17 protein-coding genes are annotated in these 12,258 nt (G+C 66.1%); 7 read left to right on the top strand and 10 right to left on the bottom strand.

The window, feature by feature from the left end; genetic code table 11:
* The first annotated feature begins 91 nt into the window (after window positions 1–91).
* The 7 genes from HMPREF9336_RS13905 to HMPREF9336_RS13875 are packed head-to-tail and all read left to right on the top strand — an operon-like array spanning window position 92 to window position 3,802.
* Window positions 92–355 (top strand): hypothetical protein, encoded by a 264-nt coding sequence (locus HMPREF9336_RS13905; RefSeq protein WP_007468075.1) that lies wholly within the window; start codon window positions 92–94, stop codon window positions 353–355.
* Entirely contained in the window at window positions 352–765 is a 414-nt protein-coding gene (locus HMPREF9336_RS13900) for a hypothetical protein (RefSeq protein ID WP_007468073.1), read from the top strand. The genes HMPREF9336_RS13905 and HMPREF9336_RS13900 overlap by 4 nt, the downstream gene beginning before the upstream one ends.
* Complete coding sequence (locus HMPREF9336_RS13895; RefSeq protein WP_021030720.1) at window positions 762–1,163, top strand: hypothetical protein; 402 nt, start codon at window positions 762–764, stop codon at window positions 1,161–1,163. Before HMPREF9336_RS13900 ends, HMPREF9336_RS13895 begins: the two co-directional genes overlap by 4 nt.
* A complete protein-coding gene (locus HMPREF9336_RS13890) occupies window positions 1,160–1,597 on the top strand; it encodes a hypothetical protein (protein WP_021030719.1) in 438 nt (145 codons plus the stop codon). Before HMPREF9336_RS13895 ends, HMPREF9336_RS13890 begins: the two co-directional genes overlap by 4 nt.
* The gene (locus HMPREF9336_RS13885; protein WP_007468068.1) at window positions 1,594–1,851 is read left to right on the top strand and encodes a hypothetical protein; all 258 of its coding nucleotides are present in this window, start codon (window positions 1,594–1,596) and stop codon (window positions 1,849–1,851) included. Before HMPREF9336_RS13890 ends, HMPREF9336_RS13885 begins: the two co-directional genes overlap by 4 nt.
* Complete coding sequence (locus tag HMPREF9336_RS17625; protein ID WP_007468066.1) at window positions 1,848–3,179, top strand: hypothetical protein; 1,332 nt, start codon at window positions 1,848–1,850, stop codon at window positions 3,177–3,179. The genes HMPREF9336_RS13885 and HMPREF9336_RS17625 overlap by 4 nt, the downstream gene beginning before the upstream one ends.
* The gene (locus tag HMPREF9336_RS13875; protein ID WP_007468064.1) at window positions 3,176–3,802 is read left to right on the top strand and encodes a hypothetical protein; all 627 of its coding nucleotides are present in this window, start codon (window positions 3,176–3,178) and stop codon (window positions 3,800–3,802) included. The genes HMPREF9336_RS17625 and HMPREF9336_RS13875 overlap by 4 nt, the downstream gene beginning before the upstream one ends.
* 55 nt (window positions 3,803–3,857) lie before the next feature.
* On the opposite strand, the gene HMPREF9336_RS13870 is transcribed toward HMPREF9336_RS13875, so the two are convergent.
* The 10 genes from HMPREF9336_RS13870 to HMPREF9336_RS19085 all read right to left on the bottom strand — a co-directional run bounded on the left by HMPREF9336_RS13870 (window position 3,858) and on the right by HMPREF9336_RS19085 (window position 12,231).
* Entirely contained in the window at window positions 3,858–5,147 is a 1,290-nt protein-coding gene (locus HMPREF9336_RS13870; RefSeq protein WP_040585639.1) for a hypothetical protein, read from the bottom strand.
* 290 nt (window positions 5,148–5,437) lie between these two features.
* The gene (locus tag HMPREF9336_RS13865; RefSeq protein WP_244431676.1) at window positions 5,438–7,018 is read right to left on the bottom strand and encodes a zinc-ribbon domain-containing protein; all 1,581 of its coding nucleotides are present in this window, start codon (window positions 7,016–7,018) and stop codon (window positions 5,438–5,440) included.
* 232 nt (window positions 7,019–7,250) lie between these two features.
* Window positions 7,251–7,754 carry an HD domain-containing protein gene (locus tag HMPREF9336_RS13860; protein WP_007468058.1) on the bottom strand — a complete coding sequence of 168 codons (504 nt, stop codon included), beginning with the start codon at window positions 7,752–7,754 and terminating at the stop codon, window positions 7,251–7,253.
* Window positions 7,751–7,879 (bottom strand): hypothetical protein, encoded by a 129-nt coding sequence (locus HMPREF9336_RS19220; RefSeq protein WP_280110262.1) that lies wholly within the window; start codon window positions 7,877–7,879, stop codon window positions 7,751–7,753. Before HMPREF9336_RS19220 ends, HMPREF9336_RS13860 begins: the two co-directional genes overlap by 4 nt.
* Window positions 7,880–7,981: 102 nt before the next feature.
* Window positions 7,982–8,860, bottom strand: coding sequence for a zinc-ribbon domain-containing protein (locus HMPREF9336_RS19350; protein ID WP_084206691.1), 879 nt, complete (start codon window positions 8,858–8,860; stop codon window positions 7,982–7,984).
* 48 nt (window positions 8,861–8,908) lie between these two features.
* Window positions 8,909–9,757 carry an IS3 family transposase gene (locus tag HMPREF9336_RS13855; RefSeq protein WP_040586003.1) on the bottom strand — a complete coding sequence of 283 codons (849 nt, stop codon included), beginning with the start codon at window positions 9,755–9,757 and terminating at the stop codon, window positions 8,909–8,911.
* Between the two features lie 20 nt (window positions 9,758–9,777).
* Window positions 9,778–10,068 carry a transposase gene (locus tag HMPREF9336_RS13850; protein WP_007468054.1) on the bottom strand — a complete coding sequence of 97 codons (291 nt, stop codon included), beginning with the start codon at window positions 10,066–10,068 and terminating at the stop codon, window positions 9,778–9,780.
* Between the two features lie 27 nt (window positions 10,069–10,095).
* Window positions 10,096–10,608, bottom strand: a complete 513-nt coding sequence (locus HMPREF9336_RS18540) for a hypothetical protein (RefSeq protein ID WP_156920420.1) — start codon at window positions 10,606–10,608, stop codon at window positions 10,096–10,098.
* Window positions 10,502–12,094 (bottom strand): hypothetical protein, encoded by a 1,593-nt coding sequence (locus HMPREF9336_RS13845; RefSeq protein ID WP_007468051.1) that lies wholly within the window; start codon window positions 12,092–12,094, stop codon window positions 10,502–10,504. The genes HMPREF9336_RS18540 and HMPREF9336_RS13845 overlap by 107 nt, the downstream gene beginning before the upstream one ends.
* Entirely contained in the window at window positions 12,091–12,231 is a 141-nt protein-coding gene (locus HMPREF9336_RS19085) for a hypothetical protein (protein ID WP_021030715.1), read from the bottom strand. Before HMPREF9336_RS19085 ends, HMPREF9336_RS13845 begins: the two co-directional genes overlap by 4 nt.
* Between the last annotated feature and the right edge of the window lie 27 nt (window positions 12,232–12,258).

Raw genomic sequence — 12,258 nt, 5'->3', positions numbered from 1 at the left:
TCAATGAGATTGCACATTTCATCATTTTAGCTGTACAATGAGGCTACCCGAATCCCCATCCGATTCACCGACAAGGAAGAGAGCCGAAACTATGGCCAAGATCGTCGTCCTCTCCGCAGAGGAATTCCAGGAGCTCCCCGCGATCGCACGCGCAGGCCTGCTCGACGCGGCACCTGAGCCTACCGCCTACCCGTATGCTGCCGAGCCCGTCGTTTCCGAGAGTCTGACGGCGCTCCATGACGGAGTCCTCGTGGACGGCGCCCTCGCAGGGATCGAGGGTGCGGCCGTGAACACCACGCGTCTGATCGCGAACCTCCAGCGCGCCATCGCCGAGCTGAAGGCGGGTGCCAAGTGAGCGTCAACCGAATGCCCTTGCCCCCGTGTGCAGATGAGAGTCTGCCGAGCGGGCTGATCTGCGACCAGGCCAACAGCTTGCTGGCCGAGCCGCCTGCGACGGACACGCCCGACCCGCATCCGGGCTGCGTCGTGCATGAGGGCCTCCCCGCGATCGTCTCCTGTCCTGGCCGCCCGGAGGTGAGGCTCCCCGAGCCTCCGGTCGACGACTCGTTCACGCCGATGGACAAGCAGCCCACCGCATTCACCGCCTATACGGTCGCCGCCGCCCCCGTGCCCGGCGCCGCTGGTGCGGACGAAGCCCAAGTGGCTCCAGTCGCCGCGTTGGGGCTGGCGGCCGCCCTGTCCTGCATGGGGGCGGCGGCCGTGTTCCGCTCGGCGCGAGCCGCCCGGAAGAGGAGTCTCTCGTGACCGCTGTGTTGTCGGTGGCCGCGCTGGCGCTCATCGTCGCCGCAGTCGTGTTGTATGGGGCCTGGCGCACGGATCCGATGCGCCAGGTCGACCGGAGCTCCCCGTTCGCAGACTCACAACGAGAGCTGCTGCGCTTCCTCGGCAGCGACGAGGGACTGGCGTTGCTGGTCGCGCACGGAGCGGCTTCCCGCGGCGAGGCCGGGCACGACGCGCCCTCGGTGGCCGCAGTGCACGCGACCAGCGTCGACCTGCGGGTGCCAGCGGGCAAAGCCGGGGCGTGGGCCAAGCCGGCGCTGCTCTCGGAGCTCTCGAACGTGGTCACCGCCCGCCTCGTCGCCCGACCCGTCGGGTCGGGCATGGTGCGTGTCGCGTTCACGCCGCATGGGGGCGCCCGATGAGCGCGTTCGACAAAGCCCAGGGGAAGATCGCACAACTCCCCAGCCTCCTCTCCGCGTTGAAGCTCGCATGGACGCAAGAGAAAGAAGACTGGACCCTCTTGAAGGGCAAACACGTCAAGGCCATCCGGCGCGGCGCGGCCGTGCAGAACTGGGGCCAACACGGCGAAGACGGGGACGCGTTCGTCGACTTCGCGTTCCTCACTCCCACGGTGAGCAGGGGCGACCTGCAGAAGCACGAGGAGAAACTCCTCACCCTCTTCGGCGTGCACCGCGCGTCTTGGCAGCGTGTCGGATCCGTCGCGCGCATGGTGCTCACCGACTCGGAGCCCCCGGTCCACCCCCGCGAGGTCGTTCACCGCGCGGGCGGCGGGATCGCCGCAGACGTGGGGTTCGCCCACCACCGCATGCCCGCGGCGGAAAGGGGACAGCCATGAGTTTCGGCGGTTTCCTTTGTGTGGCGGCGGTCGTGATCCTCGCGTTCCTGGTGTTGTGCGGGACGAAGGAGACATTCCGGGCGCAAGGCGAGGCAGCCGCCCGTCGCCGGGCGGCGGAGGAAGCAGCGGTGAGAGCCGCCCAAGCAGCCGAGGAACGCCGCCGCCTTGAGCTGGAGGCCGAACGGCGCAGAGCCGCCGAGGACCGGGCCGCGGCCCGATGGCTCGATCAACAGGAAGAACAGGAGAGACCATGACCGACACCGCCACGACGCCCTCCCGCGAGGCCGTCGTCCGGGTCCTGCGCCAGCGGACGGAGGAGGCATACAGCCATCAGCTCGGCTTGCTCGGGCGAGACGACGAGTGGTTCGCGCTCCTGAAAAAAGCCGGACTGCTGCACGTTCGATCCGAGACCGAGCGCAACCCCGACGGGAGCGCCACAACCCACATCTACGAGACTGCGCCGCGGCTCGCGAAGATCGCGGTGACCCGGCTGGGCCTGGAGCTTTGGTTCCGCCCCCTCACGGGACAGTCGCTCGAAACCTGGAAAGCGGCCTCCGGAGCCTTGCGCACCGCCATGCGCGCTCCCAGGCTCGCCGTTGCCGAGCGACACGACCCCGAAGCCCTCTTCGGCCTCCAACTGCGCGACAAAGACCCCTTCGAGGCCGCAACGGCCGACATGGGCGACACTCCAGCCTCCGCGAAGGACGGGGCTCGCAGCGTCCTCGGCGTCGACGAGGACGGCGAGCCTGCCGAGATCGTGTGGCGAGGCAGCTCCGGCATGGTGGTCGGCGGAGTCCCCGGCAGCGGCAAGACCGCCTCCTTGCTCCCCGTGTTCGCGGGCCTGGCCGGACAAGCCGAGCTGCACGTGTTCGACGGGAAGGCCGGATACGACCTGCACGCCCTCCGCCATATCGCCCGCACCTACGACCGCACCGGCGACGTGGACGCCCCGCTCGCCGCGCTGGAGCGACTGGAAGTCCTGCGCCAAGTCAGATCCGAAGCCCTCTACCCCGCGACCGGGGAGCCGAACTTCTGGAACCTGGCGGCAGACCATCCGCTCCGGCTCTCGAACGTCCCGGTGTTCGCGATCCTCGACGAGGTGCAGACCTGGCTCGACACCTCAGGCATGGACGCGGAGGAGAAAAAGGCCTCGGCCCGGATCACTAGGCTCGTCCGGACCCTGATCCAGAAAGGCCGCAGCGCCGGCGTCGTCACCGTCCTCACCACCCAGAAACCTGACGCGACATCTATTCCGACCGTGATTCGCGATAACGCCGCGCTCAAGCTCTGCTTCAAAGTCTCCACCCAAGAACAGGCGAAGACTGTGCTCGGCGAGCTTCCAGAAGGCGTCGCCCCGACCGCGATCCCTCTGAAAGCCAAAGGCCGCTACGTCCTTGACGTGGAGGGGCAGGGCCACAAGACCGTCCAAAGCCATTACGTGCCGCCGCAGAAGCTCGACGCCCACCTGGCCCAAAGCCAACCGGTCCCCGACCAGCTCGAAGCAGCCCTCGACCTCCTCGACCCCGAACGCCGCGGCCATTACCGCGCCACGCTCACACGGATCGAGAAGACGAGCCGATGACCACCGCCCTGCCGCTCCGGGCCGCAAAAGCGGACCGGCCTCTCCGCGGCGCCATTGTCGGCCTGACCTTGGCCAGCCGCCCGGTGAGCGCCGGGATCGCAGTCCTCGGCGCAGGGTCGGCGGCCCCCTTCGTGACAACGGTGAGCAGCGCCGAGTGCCGGGACCGCGTCGCCGACCACCTCGCGCGGCACCGTTCGCTCGTGGACGAGATCATGGCGGCCGTCCTCGACCAGTGCGAGAGCGTCGCAATGATTGTGATCGAGGACCTGTCGCACGTTTCGGCCGCCGACTCGCCGCAATGCCGCGCCCATGTTTGGTGGGAGCTGGTCAACCGGCTTCACTGCCTCGGCGTCCCGGTGGCGGTCTGCGCGCCGTCCACGCTGAAGAAGTTCGCTGTCGGCACAGGCAACGCGAAGAAGCTTGAGGTCTTCGGCGCGGCGCAGCACCTCTACCCGGAGCTCGTCCTCAAGAAGGACGACGAAGCCGACGCGATCTTCCTCGCGCTCATCGGCGCAGTCGCGCTCGGCCGGGAAACGCCCCTCAGCGCCACACAGACGCGACGCAAGGTGTTGACCGCAGTCCAATGGCCAGACGCGGAGCGCGGGGCTCCTGTGCCGTTCTGAACGGGATAGAGCCGACTTGGCCGGGAGGATCGGGGCTTGCACTGCCGGACCGGGGTCAGCGGCGCGGTTGCGGCGGTTTCGTCGGCACTGGGTCGTATTCGAGGTCAATGTCGAAGTGCTCGCGCAGGATCGCGTCGTGCTGAGTGTCGCCTCGAAGCCCCCGCTCATGTCCGGGCAGGTGGGTCGGATGCCATCGGCTGACGTTCGCCAGCGCGCCCAGCGGCGGCACCGGGTCGGCGGGTCGGGCGACGACGAAGAAGTGCCGGTCGAAGAGCATGGAGAACAGGAACGAGTCCTCGTACTCTCCCCGGAAGTGCGTCAATGTGTACCGGTAGCCTTGCAGCTGCCGCTGGGGCGACTCGTGGAAGTGCACGGTGAGCCGGTCGTCGGTCGAGTCTCCGTCCAGGAACGCGAATAGCTCTGGCGGGATTCTCACCCCTGAGGCTGTCGAGAGCATGATTGCGGTCTTCACCGCCCAGCGGAGCACCACGGAGCGGTGGGCGGGCACGATGAGCCAGCCCTTCTCGTGTAGCTCGGCGACTGGCTCCTCGAATGTTTTCCCGAATTTTCCGTTGCACGACGAGCACAGCATCCTCACCACCACCGGGGTGACGTTCATGCGGTCCGCGAGCCACTTCGGGGTGCAGTGCTCGCGGGTGAGCTGCCCCTCGCCGCTTCCGCAGAGGGCGCACTTCTTCCGCTCCAGGTTGCGCGGGATGAACTCGCCGTCCGCGTCCGCGCCGTAGGTGACGGTCTCGGTGTGGATCTTTCCGTCCGCCTTGAACCCTAGCGCGTCGGCCAGGGGTGTCATGCGGGTCCAGCCGAGGGCGTCCTCTACCAGCTTCGGAGTCAGCTTCCCCCGGATAACCGCGCAATGTGGTGCCGGGAGATCCGTCCCTTTCAAACGCAGCGCGCCGTAGAAATGGCCCTCTTCCGGGTTGACGATATTGAGGCCCAGAGATTGCGAGACACCGAGGAGGTACGCGAAGCGCGGTTTCACAGGAATGGTCATGTACTCGCGCCCAAGGAACTCGATCCGCAGCTCCAGGCCGCGCAGCTCGGCCGTCGCGGTGGCGCTGTAACGGTGCCAGAGCGGCAGGTCGATCCGGCGCACCTCGTCGCTCGTCCTGTGCCCGGCGCCGAGCATCGCGGCGGCCCGGAACGCGATCTCCGAATCTGCGGAGTCAAGGCGCAGCATCGGGACCGCGAGGACGTGGGGCTCGGGCTCCACCATCTTCGAGATCTCGTGCCAAGGCGGCAACGAGTCAGATCCGTCCCAGTTGAGTCTCTCGCGCTCGACCGACTTCTCGCGGACATTGCGCTGGACCACGAAGACTCCCGTCATACAGGTCCCTTCCTGAGCGCCCGTGAGCGTGGTCGCGTACATGTTCGGCCCCTCCAGCTGCCGGTGTCGGACCAGACCCGATCGCGACAAAAATCCCTCGCGCCGCTCGTTCCGCCCGGACCTGCCAGTTTTTGGAGTCTTGGATTTCTTGCCCATGTGTTGATTCTTGCATTCCTCAGGAAAAATGCAATCTCTTTTCTTCCCGGACTTTTTCCCCTCACGTCACCATCTTCAATTTTTAGTTTAAGAGATTCACACACAACAAAACGGGAACCGGGAGATTTGACGGGTCAAACGAGCCCTGTCGCCCACTCGTACGCCTCTCGCATGACGGCTTCGGCCCGTGGCGCCCTGGAAGAAACTCGAATTTCGTGGTATCGGGGATGGGTGATCGCCAATGGCGCGAGATCGTCCTCGCGCAGACGCACGACGGCGTATCCCGCCGCGAGCAGGTCGAGGCTCTTACGCTCGTCAACGAGGACCTTGGCCGGGGCGGCGTGCCAGTAGGCCCCGTCGTACTCAACAACCACCCGGTGGCCTCCGGCCTCGGCGCTGATGTCGACGGTCCAGGATTTCCGCGTGGTGAACGCCGCGTCCTTGATCGTAGCGCCGGAGCGAGACTTGCCGAAAACCTCGGCCGCCGCCGCGTGGTGGTCAAGCTCGACTCTGGACTTGCCCGCCTCGCGGCACTCGGGGCATTCGGATCCTCTGGTCCGACCGCTCAACGGAGCCTGCCAAACGTGCTCCGGGTTGGTCGCGCAAATCCATTCCGGTGTGTACTGCGTCGAGGCGTTCGGACGGATCTGCCAGGCGGTGACCGGGTTCGTTGGACTCCACTCCGCGGCAAGACCAGGGTCTTGCCACGCGAGTGAGTCCAAAATCGTGCGGCAGTTCGGGCAGCGCAACCGCTGGTACTTGTTCCGGCTCACCACCGGTTCCTGCCATTCGTGGCCGCAGCAATCGGCCAACCACCACACCGACCTCTTCGAGCTCCACACCACGTTCTGCGGGGTGTGCTTTCCATTGCGGGTCGGATGCCACTGGGAGGCGATCTCCGGCAGCACATCGGCGAGGTAGTCCTTGTCCTTCGAACTCTCCGCGCCTCTGCAATGCGGGCAGCCCGACTTGAGAAAAGTGAGCGGGCCGATCCTGGGGTGATGCCCCGCCGGGCATCGGAACCGCCGCAACTCCCAACCGCCTGCGACCATCACCTGCCGCGGATCGGAGTCGTCGGCCCACGCCGCCGCCAGCTCTGGCACTGCCGAAACGGGGGTGATCTTCCATCTCTCGTATTCCTCGTGCCACTGCGCGGAACGGCGAGCCGAGCACTCCGGGCAAGACAACCATTGGGTCATCTCGCGAACCTTCGCTTCGAACTGTGCCCCGCACTTCGGGCACAGCCAATGGCACAGCCGGGTCGACAAGAGCGTCACAGAGCGCAACGCGGCCTCGTCATTCCGCTCGTGGTCCCACCACTTCAACGCCGAGGAATCGGAGTCTACAAGCGGGATTCCTCGGCCATAAGGAGCGGAGGATTTCCCGTTCCTCGTGCACGCGCACCCCCAACCGATGTCGCCCATCCTCTGAGCGCTGATCCGTCCGCACGCTCGACATTTTGTGATGATCGGGCCGTTCCCGTCGTTCGCCTCCGATACGAGGGTCACCAAGTCGAAACCGTTCGCATCGAGGTGCTTGATGATCCGGTCTTCGCTCAACGAACGCAACCGAACAACTCCCCGTACAAGATCCCGCTGTTCTTCAGCCCAGCCAGCCCAGTAGCACGCCCGACAGGTCTTCTCGTCGATCGCGTTCTTCTCCAAGACGTATTCCAGCCGGTTGTGGGTTTGAACGCCGCACTTCAGGCAAGTCATCAACCAGTAAGCCTTCGGCCCGGAGAAAGGCTCCGCCGCAGACATGCCCCCCTTCCTCAAGATCCCTTTTAGGCAGTCGAGGCACCATGCTGGCTTCGTGCGCGTGGTGAACGCCGCCGCCTTCGCACACCCCTCCGTCGAGCACTCTTGCGTCTTCATCCTCGTGTCCAACTTCTCATCGGTGGATCAGCCACCACTGAGGATACGACTCATGCAAGCCGCCTCCAGTGGCTCATCCCTCCTCAGACTGAGCGGACGCTTCTAACGCCACGGCAAAATCGTCCCTGCCGAGCGCCCGGTACGCCTTCGCATACTTCGTCCGTAGTTTGGCCTGCCGCTCGGCGGGGAGCGCGGCGAGCCGCTGCGGGTCGGTGTTGTCGGCGAGGTCCGCGAGCTTGACCGCGAGCGCCGACTGATCATTCTTGATCGCTGCGTAGTACTCGTCGTCGGGTTTGCCGGTCCTGGTCAGCAACTCGACCACGCGCACCACGCGCTCGGGGATACCCGCGTTCAGCAAGTCCGCCCTTGTGGTGCTCGTGTCCTCGATGGCGTCGTGCAGCCATCCCGCCGCGACCGCCTCGGGGCCTTCCGTCTCCAAACGCGCCGCTACCCGAGACAAATGCCCTGTGTACGGCTCACCGGCCTTGTCGGTCTGACCCGCGTGAGCGGCGTGAGCGATCGGCTCAGCTACAGAGCCCAGCTCGGAACTCCGAACCGTGCCACTCGCGCCCTTCACGCTCGATCAGCCATCCCGAGTTCGAGGACTCCGACAACGACCGAGATGACACCGCCGAGCACGACCCGCCGCAGCATGCTCCCCGGATCGAACCCCGTAGCACTTCCCGCGATGACCGCAGCCACGGGTTGGTTGCGAAACCGCCTCACCAGCTGCGACGACGGCGTATAACGACGTCTTGTCCATGCATCTCGTCTTCCTTGTCCATAGTTGCTTAGAGCTAACATCTATGGCTTCGCCGTTGTCTTACAGATCTTGCACAGGTACATGTTTTTCGTTCTCCGCTCTGGGGATGCCTGCCATTCACGGTTGCACTGCTCGCACTGCCACCAGTACGGATACTCAGACTTGGCGTGGACATCCTCCGGTGTAATGTCCTCATTCAGAACAGGGTGCCACTGCGAGGCTATTTCTGGGAACTTTTCTGCTAGTGATTTCCCCGGTCGGACCAGTCGAAGACATGTTTTCGGATTTCGGACGCAACTATTGACTCCGGCAGCTCCGGGGACAGTCAGCCATTGTCTACCACACCGAGGACACTTCCATCGAACACGCGTATGACAAGAAGGTGTTAGATCTGTGGGCTTGAGGTTGCCGTTCTCCTCGACATCCCAGAATGGCATGAGTTCGGGGCGTTTGTCTGCGAGCGAGGAACCTGGAGCAGGCACGCTGAACCGTTTTGCCACTTTTTTGGTCGCGCAAGACTTGCAGCCATGTCCTCGTCGCGTTCTTGCCCAGACGATTGCTTGCCATTCGCGATCGCAGACCGGGCACTTCCACCAGGGTCTTTCGCCGCTTGAAGCAGTCACGTCCTCAGGTCTCAGGGAGGGGTTCTTGCTCGGATGCCACTGCAAAGCGAGGGTGGGGTGCGTGTCTGCGAGGGCTTTACCAGGTAGGGGCTTCCTACGTTGCTCGCCGTGAAGCTGGGAGACGCATTTGCGGCAGTTGGGGTTTCTGTTCACGCGTCTGCTGACTATGCCTTGCCACGCCTTGCCGCATCGAGAGCATTGCCACCAGACGTTGTCTGGGGCTGTCAGGGTCACGTCCGCAGGGGTGAGCGTCCCGTTCTTAGTGGGGTGCCACTCTGCCGCGATCAGGGGGCGCAAGTCCTGGAGTGGTGTGTTCCCGTTTCCCCGGACAGGTGAACTTTCTGATCATGCCACACTCGCTGCGGTGGCGGGCAGGGTCTCATAGTGGAGGGGCGAGTGGTAGCCGATCGCGCTGTGCCGTCTGACCGGGTTGTAGAAGGCTTCGATCCATTCGAAGACCGCCTGGGCGAGTTCGGCGCGGGTGTTCCAGTCGCACCGGTCGAGGAGCTCGACCTGCATGGAAGAGAAGAAGGACTCCATCAGGGCGTTGTCGTAGGCGCAGGCCACGGCGCCCATCGACCCGAGCAGTCCCGCCTCTCTCAGCCTGTGTCCGAAGAGCCACGACACGTATTGGCTCCCGCGATCCGAATGCACCACCGTCCCGTGCGGTTTGCGCCGCCAACGTGCCATGTCCAAGGCGTCCACCACCAGTTCGGCGCGGATGTGGTCCGCTATCGACCAGCCCACGACCCTGCGGGAGAACACGTCTAGGACCACCGCGCAATAGACCCAGCCCTCCCTCGTGGGGTGCTGGGTGACGTCGGTGACCCACAACTTGTTCGACCCGTCCGCCTGGAACTGGCGTTTGACCAAGTCGGGATGCGTCGCCGCGTCTGGCTTCCCCCTTCGGAACCGTTTGCGGGCACAGGCTCCCGCGATCCCGGCCGAGCGCATCAGCCGCCAGACGCGTTTGCGCCCCACACGCGTCCCGAGCCCGAGACGCAGCTCGGCGTGGACCCGCCGAACGCCGTAGGTCTCACGCGAGCCCGACCAGACGTCGCGGATCGTGCTGCCCAACGCCTCGTCCGCGACCTCACGCGGGCTCGACGGACGATCTCGCCACTCGTAATACCCCGAGCGGGAAACCCGCAAAACCCGGCAGGCCGCCGTGACGGGCAGACCGTCGTCGGCCATCTCACGGACCAGCCGGAAGATCATTTTGGGCCGGGCAGACTCTCCCTCGCGAACAGGGCCGACGCTCGACGCAAGATCTCGTTCTCCGTCTCCAGCACGCGGTTGCGGCGTCGCAATTCGACCAGCTCCTTGCGTTCCTCGCTGCTCACGCCCTCCTTGCGGCCCTCGTTCACATCCGCCCTGCTCGCCCAGTTCCGCAACGTGCTCTCATGCACGCCCAGGTCTTTCGCGATCCTCGCGAACAGCTGCCCGCCCGACCTCACCAGCTCCACCGCACGACGGCGGAACTCCTCGGGATACGCCTCAGGCACAACAAACTCCATTTCTCTGCCAGAACATCATCCCGGCAAGATCGGCGTCCGGAAAACCGGGAACAGACCAGGGTCGCCGTCGTTCTCTCTGGCTTTGACGGTGAGGTAGGCGATGTCGTGGACGAAGCGGTGGTCGTCCCCGGCTTGGCTTTGTCCCCAGTGGTCGAGTGCTTTGAGGCCGATGAGGGCGCGGTGGTAGGCGAGGTATCCGGTGAAGTGGAACCAGCCGCGCTGCTCCGCTGGGGTCGTCATAGCGTGGTCGAGGTTGCGTTTGGTCTGGGCTGCGACCAGCGCGCCGTCCTGCCACGCCGCCTGCACAGCCTCGGCGGTCGGTAATCGTCCGGATCGGATCGCGCCGACGATGTTAGCGAAGGATTCGCGGTCTTCCGCGCCGGAGCCTTCGATGATGGAGGCGATCCAGCCGAGAGCGGCGCTACGCGCGCGGGGGGCCCAGGGGGTGGCGAAGATCTTCTCCAGCGCTGTATAGAGCTCGGGGGCGGTGAACTGGAGCGGGTGCGCGGTCCCGTCCTCCGGCTCCACGAGCGGGCCGTCCGCCTCCACGATGAAGGGGGCTTCGACCGCGCGAGCCTTTGAGCGCGTCGTTCAAAGGTTGCACGGCTCGTCGTGCGGACTCGGGTTCGGGGATCTGGTAGCTGGTGGCGATCCCGACCAGGGAGTAGGCGAGGCCGTGCGCCGCCCACGCAGCTTGGCGCTCCTCGAAGAGCCGTTTCGCGGAGTAGACGGGGTCGGGGTGGCCGAGCATCCCGGCGCGGGTGTTGTAGTCCCCGGTGTACTCCCACCCCGGCCACACTCCGAGCGGGATCGGGACCAAGAGCAGACCTGGGCCGATGTCGCTGTGCAGGAAGACGTGCTCGCCGCCCTCGGAGTCCAGGTGCATCGCGAGCGCGTAGCGGGGCTCCCCGCTCACCGCCAGGCCGCGCCCGTCCACGAATCCAGGCTGCGCCTTGACCCATTGCGCCAGGCGCGCGAGCCTGCTCTTGGGGTCCTGGGCCAGCGCCCCGTCGCGGCGGTCCCCGAAGAAACCTTCGTCCCCGTGATAGCCACGAGCGCCAGGCGACCGGTACTGCTCCTCCGCGTTGGCGAGGTTGAACGCCTGCCCGGTCATGGAGCCTGCCGCGCCCATCGTCGCGGTGTCAGCCTGTTCCGCGAGGTCGACGTCCACCACCTCGCCCGGCACCGCGAGGTCGGCGGATTGCGCCTCGGTCGCGGCCGGGCTCGTGTCGTGCTCCAGCACGGCGGAACCGGATTGCGCGGATGTCGCGGCGGCCGGATCGACACTCGGGCGGCCCTCGTGCTGCGGGGGCCAGGCGTTGTTGTGGTGCTCGAACGCGCCCGCGTCGGCGGCCTCCCGCCACTGCGCTTCGGCGGGCCGCGCTGCGACCTCTGGCTGTGGTTCGACGGCCGCATTCCTCGCGGGCTGGGCAGCTGGCCCGTCGACCTCGTCCAGATCGACTCGCCCGACGACGATCTCTTCCTCGTGGAGTTTGTCGTGCTCGCGGATCTTCGCCGCGAAGAACGTCTCGGCCTTGTCCGCTCTCGCCTTCGCGGCGGCTTGCGCCTTCGCGAGGCTCTTGGCGGCGAGCTTCTGCACCCAACGCGAGTTCGCGGTCTGTTTGAGCAGCACGTCCCACGACTCCTGCTCGGACTGCGCGTACGCGCCGAGCACGCTGAGATCGACCTTCGCCTCACGCGACTCCAGGGCGGCCTCGTCGAGGATCGCCGCCGCCCTCTCGCAACGCTCCGCGTGCACGTGTAGGGCTGCAGAGTCGCGGCGCAGCGCCTCCGGCCCAACGTCCAGGCCGCCCCCGGCGTGATTGTCTTCCAGCCGTCCCGCGTGGGAGTGGATCTCGTCGCCGCTCGCGCGCTCCAGATCCGCCACTGCGCGCAGCGTCTGCGCGAGATCCGCCAGCTCGACCTCGCTCACCCCCAGCCACACGGGCTCGGCGACCAGCTTCTGCACCTCGCCCCACGGCTCCGGGTAGGGACGCGACCCGATCTCGCTCACCGCAGTTTCCCTCGCATCCGAAGCTCGTCCAGGGCGGCGGCCTTGCGGCGCTCCAGATCCGCGTCGGCGTCCGCCTGTTGGCGCTCGCGCTCCTCCTCGCCCGCTTCTGCTCGGTCACGAAATCGTGCCTGGTGCATTGCAGGTCCATGAGGAACTCTTTGAGC

The sequence above is a fragment of the Segniliparus rugosus ATCC BAA-974 genome, from assembly GCF_000185725.2.
GTDB classification, from domain to species: domain Bacteria; phylum Actinomycetota; class Actinomycetes; order Mycobacteriales; family Mycobacteriaceae; genus Segniliparus; species Segniliparus rugosus.
The sequence above is the reverse complement of the archived record's forward strand: the minus strand, read 5'-3'. Positions and strand labels throughout refer to the sequence as shown.

Excerpts from the sequence above, each read along its gene's own strand:
- HMPREF9336_RS17625 (WP_007468066.1), top strand. The coding sequence starts at position 1,848 with ATGACCGACACCGCCACGACGCCCTCCCGCGAGGCCGTCGTCCGGGTC.
- HMPREF9336_RS13890 (WP_021030719.1), top strand. The coding sequence starts at position 1,160 with ATGAGCGCGTTCGACAAAGCCCAGGGGAAGATCGCACAACTCCCCAGC.
- HMPREF9336_RS19085 (WP_021030715.1), bottom strand. The coding sequence starts at position 12,231 with ATGCACCAGGCACGATTTCGTGACCGAGCAGAAGCGGGCGAGGAGGAG.
- HMPREF9336_RS13885 (WP_007468068.1), top strand. The coding sequence starts at position 1,594 with ATGAGTTTCGGCGGTTTCCTTTGTGTGGCGGCGGTCGTGATCCTCGCG.
- HMPREF9336_RS13870 (WP_040585639.1), bottom strand. The coding sequence starts at position 5,147 with ATGACGGGAGTCTTCGTGGTCCAGCGCAATGTCCGCGAGAAGTCGGTC.
- HMPREF9336_RS13875 (WP_007468064.1), top strand. The coding sequence starts at position 3,176 with ATGACCACCGCCCTGCCGCTCCGGGCCGCAAAAGCGGACCGGCCTCTC.
- HMPREF9336_RS13855 (WP_040586003.1), bottom strand. The coding sequence starts at position 9,757 with ATGGCCGACGACGGTCTGCCCGTCACGGCGGCCTGCCGGGTTTTGCGG.
- HMPREF9336_RS13905 (WP_007468075.1), top strand. The coding sequence starts at position 92 with ATGGCCAAGATCGTCGTCCTCTCCGCAGAGGAATTCCAGGAGCTCCCC.
- HMPREF9336_RS13865 (WP_244431676.1), bottom strand. The coding sequence starts at position 7,018 with ATGACTTGCCTGAAGTGCGGCGTTCAAACCCACAACCGGCTGGAATAC.